At 42.2% G+C, this 8,576-nt stretch carries 9 protein-coding genes; all 9 read left to right on the top strand.

What is annotated here, in order from left to right:
* Window positions 1-85: 85 nt before the first annotated feature.
* The 9 genes from B0O44_RS05240 to nuoH all read left to right on the top strand — a co-directional run bounded on the left by B0O44_RS05240 (window position 86) and on the right by nuoH (window position 8,553).
* Entirely contained in the window at window positions 86-1,810 is a 1,725-nt protein-coding gene (locus B0O44_RS05240) for a tetratricopeptide repeat protein (protein WP_110827845.1), read from the top strand.
* A gap of 79 nt (window positions 1,811-1,889) precedes the next feature.
* On the top strand, window positions 1,890-2,261 hold the full coding sequence (locus B0O44_RS05235) for an NADH-quinone oxidoreductase subunit A (protein ID WP_110827842.1): 372 nt from the start codon (window positions 1,890-1,892) through the stop codon (window positions 2,259-2,261).
* 103 nt (window positions 2,262-2,364) lie between these two features.
* Entirely contained in the window at window positions 2,365-2,907 is a 543-nt protein-coding gene (locus B0O44_RS05230; RefSeq protein WP_110829131.1) for an NADH-quinone oxidoreductase subunit B, read from the top strand.
* The gene (locus B0O44_RS05225) at window positions 2,907-3,410 is read left to right on the top strand and encodes an NADH-quinone oxidoreductase subunit C (RefSeq protein WP_110827840.1); all 504 of its coding nucleotides are present in this window, start codon (window positions 2,907-2,909) and stop codon (window positions 3,408-3,410) included. The genes B0O44_RS05230 and B0O44_RS05225 overlap by 1 nt, the downstream gene beginning before the upstream one ends.
* Window positions 3,411-3,416: 6 nt before the next feature.
* A complete protein-coding gene (locus B0O44_RS05220) occupies window positions 3,417-4,628 on the top strand; it encodes an NADH-quinone oxidoreductase subunit D (RefSeq protein WP_110827838.1) in 1,212 nt (403 codons plus the stop codon).
* On the top strand, window positions 4,621-5,133 hold the full coding sequence (locus B0O44_RS05215) for an NADH-quinone oxidoreductase subunit NuoE family protein (RefSeq protein ID WP_110827836.1): 513 nt from the start codon (window positions 4,621-4,623) through the stop codon (window positions 5,131-5,133). The genes B0O44_RS05220 and B0O44_RS05215 overlap by 8 nt, the downstream gene beginning before the upstream one ends.
* Window positions 5,133-6,497: an NADH-quinone oxidoreductase subunit NuoF gene (nuoF, locus tag B0O44_RS05210; RefSeq protein ID WP_110827834.1), complete on the top strand. Its 1,365-nt coding sequence runs from the start codon at window positions 5,133-5,135 to the stop codon at window positions 6,495-6,497. The genes B0O44_RS05215 and nuoF overlap by 1 nt, the downstream gene beginning before the upstream one ends.
* Window positions 6,498-6,511: 14 nt before the next feature.
* Window positions 6,512-7,516, top strand: a complete 1,005-nt coding sequence (locus tag B0O44_RS05205) for a 2Fe-2S iron-sulfur cluster-binding protein (RefSeq protein ID WP_110827832.1) — start codon at window positions 6,512-6,514, stop codon at window positions 7,514-7,516.
* Window positions 7,516-8,553 (top strand): NADH-quinone oxidoreductase subunit NuoH, encoded by a 1,038-nt coding sequence (gene nuoH / locus B0O44_RS05200; RefSeq protein WP_110827830.1) that lies wholly within the window; start codon window positions 7,516-7,518, stop codon window positions 8,551-8,553. The genes B0O44_RS05205 and nuoH overlap by 1 nt, the downstream gene beginning before the upstream one ends.
* Window positions 8,554-8,576: the final 23 nt, after the last annotated feature.

Here is an 8,576-nt window from a genome sequence, read left to right as displayed (position 1 = left end):
GCTTCATAGCAATTAAAAAACAATAGACGAACCATGAAACCTGCGTAAGCACGCTTCATAGCAATTAAAAAACAATAGACGAACCATGAAAATGACAAAGAAAGCAATAACCTTAGGTTTAGGTTTAGTAGTGATGGGTTCTGCCTCTTTTGCTCAGAGTTTAAATGATGCAAAAAAGGCAATAGATGCCGAACAGTACCAGAAAGCGACTTCTATGCTAAAAGCGCTTGTAAATTCTCAGGCAAGTAAGGGTGAAAATTATTACAGCCTTGGTGAGGTGTACCTGCGTACCGATTATGTGGATTCTGCAAGAGCGGTTTTTACTAAAGGTATCGCTGCTGATCCTAAATTTTCATTAAATTACATTGGACTTGGAGAGGCAGACCTGGCTACGAACAATGCCGCTTCAGCAAAAACAAACTTTGATAAAGCGGTTGAAGTTGCTTCAAAGAAAGACTATCTTCCTTCGCTGTACATTGGAAAGGCCTATGTAGCTGCTCCGAAACCGGATTTTACATCAGCACTTCCTTATTTGCAAAAAGCAGATGAGCTGGATCCAAATGATAAAGACCCTGAAACTTTTCTGGCATTAGGTGATTTTTATGCCGTACAAAAGAAAAACTCTGAAGCACTTCAAAATTACATGAGGGCTTTAAATATCAATGAGAATCTTTTAAGGGCAACTGTTCAGATTGGCCGGATGTATAAAGAATCCAGGGCATTTCCTGAATCGGAAGAACGTTTAAAAGAGGCTATTGCAAAGGATCCTAATTATGGTCCTGCTTACCGGGAAATTGCCGAGCTTTATATGCAATGGGCAAACTTTGAGCCTGCAAATTTTGACGCTAAAGCCAAACTGGCACTGGAAAACTACAGAAAGTATCTGGATTTGACTGATAAATCATTTGAGTCTAAATTGCGTTACGCACAGTTCCTTTTCTATGCTAAAGATTATAAAACTTTAGAGCAGGTAACTGCTGAGCTGGCCTCTGTAAGTCCAAATGATCCTAAAGCACCTGTTGTGTTAAGGATGCGTGGATATTCTGCATTTGAGAATAAAAACTATCCTCAGAGTTTACAATATATGAATGACTTTTTTGCAAAAGTAAAAGATCCTTCCCGTATTGTTTCTTCAGATTACCTGTATTTAGGTAAAGCACAATTACAGGCTGGTAATGATAGTTTAGCATTACAAAACATCAGTAAAGCTGTTCAATTGGATTCTACAAATGTGGAGGCATTGGCAGAAGTTGCAAAAGCTTATTATGATACAAAAAAATATGCTAAAGCAGCTGATGTTTATGATAAGGTCATTGCAGCAGCTCCTAATGCTAAAGGTGTATTATATAGCTACTACTTTGACGGGTTGTCAAGATATTTTCAATATGCCAATGATTTGAATGCTAAAAAGAACCCATCTAAGGATCTTTTGGTAAAAGCAGATACTGCGATTGCAAAATTAATCCAATTGTCTCCTGAAACAGCTGATGCTTATTTATGGAGAGGAAGAATCAATACACAGTTGGACGACCAGGCTAATCCAAAAGGTTTGATGGTTCCTTATTTTGAAGCCTTTATTAAAAAGGTTACTGTAGATAAACCTGAACTTGCTGCTGCAAGCGCAAAAAAATTAGCTGAAGCAAATGCAAGTATTGGTGTTTTCTATTACAATACAGATAAAGAAAAAGCAAAAGAATATTTTAATAAAGCTTTGACGACTGATCCTCAGAACCCAACAGCTTTGGATGGCTTAAAATCACTGACTGCACCTCCGGCCGCAAAGCCAAAAGGACCAATCAAGAAAAAATAATCAATATAAATTAATGATAATTGAAAAGGCAGGGTTGTTATCCTGCCTTTTTCTTTTAATTTTGTGCAAAATAGATTTTATGGAAACGCAGAGTATACCTTCGGATTTTCTTCCCATTATATTTCAGGTCGTTGTAGCCCTTGGCTTTGTGGTGACAACATTAATTGCCACACATTACCTTGGTCCTAAAAGAAAGACCGAAGATAAACTATCTACTTTTGAAGCCGGTATTAAGGTGGTGGGTAATGCACGTCAGCCTTTCTCTATTAAGTATTTCCTGGTGGCAATCTTATTTGTACTGTTTGATGTAGAGGTTATTTTTATGTATCCATGGGCCGTGAATTTCAGGGAGCTGGGTGCTACAGGAATGATCGAAATGTTCATTTTTATGGGGACCTTATTGCTTGGCTTTATCTACGTTTTAAAGAAAAAAGTATTGGATTGGAACTAATTATTTAGATTGGTTCTAAATGCAGTGGCTGCGGCCATTTCCTTCTAAAATATTGTAAATTTGTGGTTCATTCTTTATCGGAATGAACCTTTTTGTTTATATCATGAGTGACATCAATATAGTAAACGCGCCTCCAGGCATTGAAGGATCTGGCTTTTTCGCCACCTCTTTAGATAAGGTTATCGGCCTGGCACGTTCCCATTCTTTATGGCCATTGCCCTTCGCAACTTCCTGCTGCGGAATTGAGTTTATGGCAACAATGGGTTCGCATTATGATTTCGGACGTTTTGGTTCCGAACGGTTAAGTTTTTCACCCCGTCAGGCAGATCTTTTAATGGTTATGGGAACCATTGCAAAAAAAATGGCCCCGGTATTAAAACAGGTATACCTGCAAATGGCCGAACCCCGTTGGGTAATGGCGGTGGGTGCCTGTGCTTCCAGTGGGGGTATTTTTGATACTTACTCTGTTTTGCAGGGAATTGACGAGATTATTCCTGTTGATGTATATGTGCCTGGATGTCCTCCAAGACCAGAAGCCATTCTGGATGGTTTTGGTAAAATTCAGGAATTGGTGAGAAATGAATCCTCCAGAAGAAGGAATTCAGATCAGTATAAAGAAATGTTGGCCTCTTACGGAATACTATAATGGAAGAAAGTAAAAATCAGGAACTGATCCAATTGCTTGGCAACCGTTTCGGCGAAAAGATCACTGGAATTAATGAGCCCTATGGCCTGTTGACCTTTACCACCAGTAAAGATGTGATTCTTGATGTCCTGAAATTTTTAAAGGAAGATGCGGCAGCCGATTTTAATTTTCTGACTGACATCACTGCGGTACATTACCCGGAAAAAAAACAGGCTATTGCAGTGGTTTACCATTTGCACAGCATGCGCAATAAGGTAAGGACCAGGGTTAAGGTGTTCATCGATGAACATCACCCAACCATTCCAACCGCAACTTCCTTATGGAAGGGAGCAAACTGGATGGAAAGAGAAACTTATGACTTTTTTGGGGTTAAATTTGAGGGTCATCCGGACCTGAGAAGAATTTTGAATATGGATGATCTTGGTGTACACCCAATGTTAAAACAATATCCATTAGAAGACCCAAACAGAGTTGATAAAAAAGACGAATACTTTGGTAGATAAGAACATATGAACAATCAGCCGGTATATACAGATAACGATCCTCAGAGTGAACTGGTCACCCTCAATTTGGGCCCAACACACCCAGCCACGCACGGGGTATTTCAGAATGTCCTTCAACTGGACGGGGAAAGGATTGTAAGTGGGGTTTCCACAATAGGCTACATTCACCGTGCTTTTGAAAAAATTGCAGAACACAGGCCGTTTTATCAGATTACGCCTTTAACAGACCGTTTGAACTACTGCTCCTCGCCCATTAACAATATGGGTTGGCACATGACGGTAGAAAAACTGCTGAATATCCAGACGCCTAAACGTGTCGATTATTTAAGGGTAATCGTTATGGAGTTGTCCAGGATCGCTGATCATATTATTTGTAATACAATCATTGCTCAGGATACCGGGGCAACGACAACCTTCCTGTACCTTTTCCAGTTCAGGGAGCATATTTATGAGATTTTTGAAGAAGTTTGCGGCGCGCGTTTAACAACAAATATTGGTCGTATCGGTGGTTTTGAAAGGGACTTTAATGATATTGCTTTTGCGAAAATCAATAAGTTTCTGAAAGAATTTCCTGTTGCGCTGAAAGAATTTGAGAGCCTGCTGAACAGAAACCGGATTTTTATAGACCGGACAGCTGGTGTGGCTAGGGTGCCTGCTGAAACAGCCTTGAGCTATAGCTGGACCGGACCTTTATTAAGGGCTACCGGGGTAGACTATGATGTCCGTGTCAGTGAACCTTATTCCTCTTACCAGGACTTTGATTTTGAAGTGCCTGTAGGGACCAGTGGTGATATTTATGACCGTTACCTGGTCCGCAACGAGGAGATGTGGCAAAGTGTCCGTCTGATTGAGCAGGCCCTGGAAAAATTAAAAAAAGAACCTGCCGGTATTTTCCATGCAGATGTTCCGGATTTTTACCTGCCTGCGAAAGAAGAAGTATACAACAATATGGAGGCTTTGATCTATCACTTTAAAATTGTGATGGGAGAGATCGATGCACCTAAAGCAGAAGTTTATCATGCGGTTGAAGGCGGAAACGGAGAACTGGGCTTTTACCTGATCAATGATGGCGGAAGAACACCTTACCGTTTGCATTTTAGACGTCCAAGCTTTATCAATTATCAAATGTTTGCTCATATGAGTGAGGGCATGCTGCTTTCAGATGCGATTATCAATATGAGTAGTATGAATATTATAGCAGGAGAATTAGATGCTTAGAGTAGAAGAACAACAACCTGTGGAATTTTCAGCGGCTTTAACAGAAAAGTTCGATGAAATTGTAAAAAGATATCCTGAAGGAAAGCAGAAATCTGCTTTGTTGCCTATCCTGCATGAGGTACAGGCCGAATTTGGCTGGTTAAGTACTTCTGCCATGGACCAGGTTGCAGCTTATCTGGATATTCAGGACATTGAGGTTTATGAAGTGGCTTCGTTTTATACCATGTACTTTTTAAAGCCTCAGGGAAAATATGTATTGGAAGTTTGCCGTACCGGGCCTTGCTGCCTGGTGGGTGCAGAAAAACTGATGGAGCATATCGAGCAGAAACTGGGTGTAAAAGAAGGAGAGGTGACCTCCGATGGTTTATTCAGCTGGAGAGGGGTAGAGTGCCTTGCAGCCTGTGGATTTGGCCCGGTTTTACAGATTGGACCTGAATACACTTTCTACGAGAACCTTGATGAGAAAAAGGTAGACGATTTAATAGAGGACTTACGCAAAAAATAATGGCTCGTAAACTATTATTAGAACATATCAACGTACCCGGCATCAATACTTTTGATGTCTACCGCCAAAAAGGTGGTTACCGCGCTGTAGAGAAAGCTTTAAAAATGACCCCAGATGAGGTTGTGGAAGAAGTGAAAAAATCTGGTTTGCGCGGCAGGGGTGGAGCAGGATTCCCAACAGGAATGAAATGGAGCTTTCTGGCTAAACCCGAAGGCGTTCCACGTTACCTGGTCTGTAATGCGGATGAATCAGAACCGGGAACATTTAAGGACCGGTACCTGATGACTTATATCCCTCATGCTTTGATTGAAGGGATGATTGTCTCGAGTTTTGCGCTTGGGGCAAAAACTTCTTATATCTATGTAAGGGGAGAAATGATGCCTCAGATCCGTATTCTGGAAAGGGCAATTGCAGAAGCCAAAAACGCAGGTTTTCTGGGTAAAAATATTTTAGGTTCAGGTTATGACCTGGAATTATATGTTCAGCCAGGTGGCGGGGCCTACATTTGCGGCGAGGAAACGGCTTTATTGGAGTCACTGGAAGGTAAAAGGGGAAATCCAAGGATTAAACCTCCTTTTCCGGCAATTGCAGGTCTGTATGGCTGTCCTACGGTGGTGAACAATGTAGAGTCCATTGCCGCAACGGTACCAATCATCAATGATGGTGGGGAAGAATATGCAAAAATAGGTATAGGGCGTAGCACAGGTACCAAACTGATTTCTGCTTCTGGTAATCTGGTCAGACCGGGTGTGTATGAAATTGAACTCGGCCTGCCGGTCGAAGAATTTATATATTCTGATGAATATTGCGGTGGTATTGCCAATGGCAAAAGACTGAAGGCTACGGTTGCCGGAGGGTCTTCTGTCCCAGTGCTTCCCGCCAATTTAACCCTGAAACTGGCCAATGGCGAGCCAAGGTTAATGAGTTATGAATCTTTGTCAGAAGGTGGTTTTGCAACAGGTACGATGATGGGCTCAGGCGGTTTTATTGCCTTTGACGAAGATCAGTGCATCGTTAGGAATACCTGGAATTTTGCCCGTTTTTATCATCATGAAAGCTGTGGACAGTGTTCTCCTTGCCGTGAAGGTACAGGCTGGATGGAAAAGGTTCTGCACAGGCTGGAATACGGACATGGTAAAATGAGTGATATTGATCTTTTGGTGGATGTTTCCAAAAAGATCGAAGGGAATACCATTTGTCCGCTCGGTGATGCAGCTGCATGGCCTGTGGCAAGTGCAATCAGGCATTTCAGAGATGAGTTTGAATGGCATGTTAAAGAGCCGGTCAAATGCCTGGACACCAATTATGGCCTGGCAAATTATGCGGAGCCGATTGCGAAAGTGGAAGTGAGTACTGAAAAATAAAGATATCTCTAGCAATGAGTGATAAAGTTAAGGTAACCATAGACGGGATAACTGTTGAAGTAGAACCCGGTACAACGATACTGAATGCTGCAAGGCAAATCGGAGGGGATATCGTGCCTCCTGCCATGTGCTATTATTCCAAACTGGAAGGTAGCGGCGGTAAATGTCGTACCTGTATTGTTAAAGTGAGTAAGGGTTCTGAAAAAGATCCCAGACCGATGCCAAAACTGGTGGCTTCCTGCCGGACCACGGTCATGGACGGAATGGAGGTGCAGAACATTACTTCCCCTGAAGTACTCGAAGCACGCAGTGGCGTTGTGGAGATGCTGCTGATTAACCATCCGCTGGATTGTCCGGTATGTGATCAGGCCGGAGAGTGCGACCTGCAGAACCTGGGTTACGAGCATGGTCTACAAAAAACAAGATATGAGTTTGAGCGCCGTACTTTTGAGCGCATAGACATTGGCGATAAGATCCAACTGCACATGAACAGGTGCATTTTATGCTACCGTTGTGTATTTACAGCAGATCAGATCACCAATAAAAGGGTACATGGTATTTTAAACCGTGGGGACCATTCTGAAATTTCCACTTATATACAAACCGCTGTGGACAATGATTTTTCCGGAAATGTGATTGATGTCTGCCCGGTTGGTGCATTGACAGACAAAACTTTCCGCTTTAAAAACAGAGTCTGGTTTACCAAACCGATTGATGCACACCGGGATTGCCCGACCTGCAGCGGAAAGGTCACCCTATGGTATAAGGGTGAAGATGTACTTCGTGTAACTGCCCGTAAGGACGTATACGGAGAGGTGGAAGAGTTTATCTGTAATACCTGCCGTTTTGATAAGAAAAAAACAGCAGACTGGGTGATTGAGCATCCTACAGCAGTGAGCGATACTTCCGTAATTTCTTCAAATCATTACGATACTTTAAAGCCTTTGCCAGTGATTCAGGATAATCCTAAATTGCAGCATGCCAATAAAATAGAACTAGAAAAAACCAGCAAATTCTAATGGATATCTCGTTTGTTATAGAAAAATTTATACTTGTCGCGATCATTTTCGGAATTAGCCTTCTGATTGCGATGTATTCTACTTATGCCGAAAGAAAGGTTGCTGCTTTTCTTCAGGACCGTTTGGGACCAGACCGGGCAGGCCCTTTTGGTATTTTGCAACCGCTTGCTGACGGGGTTAAAATGTTCATGAAGGAGGAGATAGTGCCTGCCAACTCCAGTAAATGGTTATTTATGGTTGGGCCAGGGCTTGCCATGTTAACGGCCTGTATCGGAACCGCTGTGATTCCTTGGGGTTCGGCAATGACCATTGGGGGCAAAGTGATCCCCTTGCAGGTAACGGACATTAATGTGGGTATTTTATACATTTTTGGGGTGGTTTCCCTTGGGGTCTATGGTGTAATGATCGGTGGATGGGCATCCAACAATAAATATTCTTTATTGTCGGCTATTCGCGCGGCTTCACAAAACATCAGTTATGAAATTGCAATGGGCCTGTCCATTATTGCATTATTGCTGGTTACCGGTACGATGAGTTTAAAAGAGATTACAGAACAACAGCATGGCTGGCACTGGAATGTACTTTATCAGCCACTGGGTTTCCTTATCTTTATGGTTTGTTCTTTTGCCGAAACTAACCGTGCCCCTTTCGATTTGCCGGAATGTGAAACCGAGCTGATCGGTGGCTACCATACAGAATATTCTTCCATGAAACTGGGCTTTTACCTGTTTGCGGAATATATCAATATGTTTGTGTCTTCGGCAGTAATGGCAACCCTTTATTTTGGGGGCTATAACTATCCGGGAATGGATTTTATGGCGCAGTTGCTTGGGCCAACCTGGGCACCGCTTTTTGGTACTGCTGTGTTTTTTGCAAAAATATTTGCATTCATCTTTTTCTTTATGTGGGTTCGCTGGACCATTCCGCGTTTCCGTTACGATCAGTTGATGCATTTAGGCTGGAAGGTGCTGATTCCTTTGGCCATTGCGAATATTATCATCACAGGTATTGTGATTGCATTTTTAGAGAAGTTTTAACCATTCACATTTGTGAATTTAGC

This window comes from Pedobacter nutrimenti (assembly GCF_003208655.1).
Classification (GTDB): domain Bacteria; phylum Bacteroidota; class Bacteroidia; order Sphingobacteriales; family Sphingobacteriaceae; genus Pedobacter; species Pedobacter nutrimenti.
The sequence above is the reverse complement of the archived record's forward strand: the minus strand, read 5'-3'. Positions and strand labels throughout refer to the sequence as shown.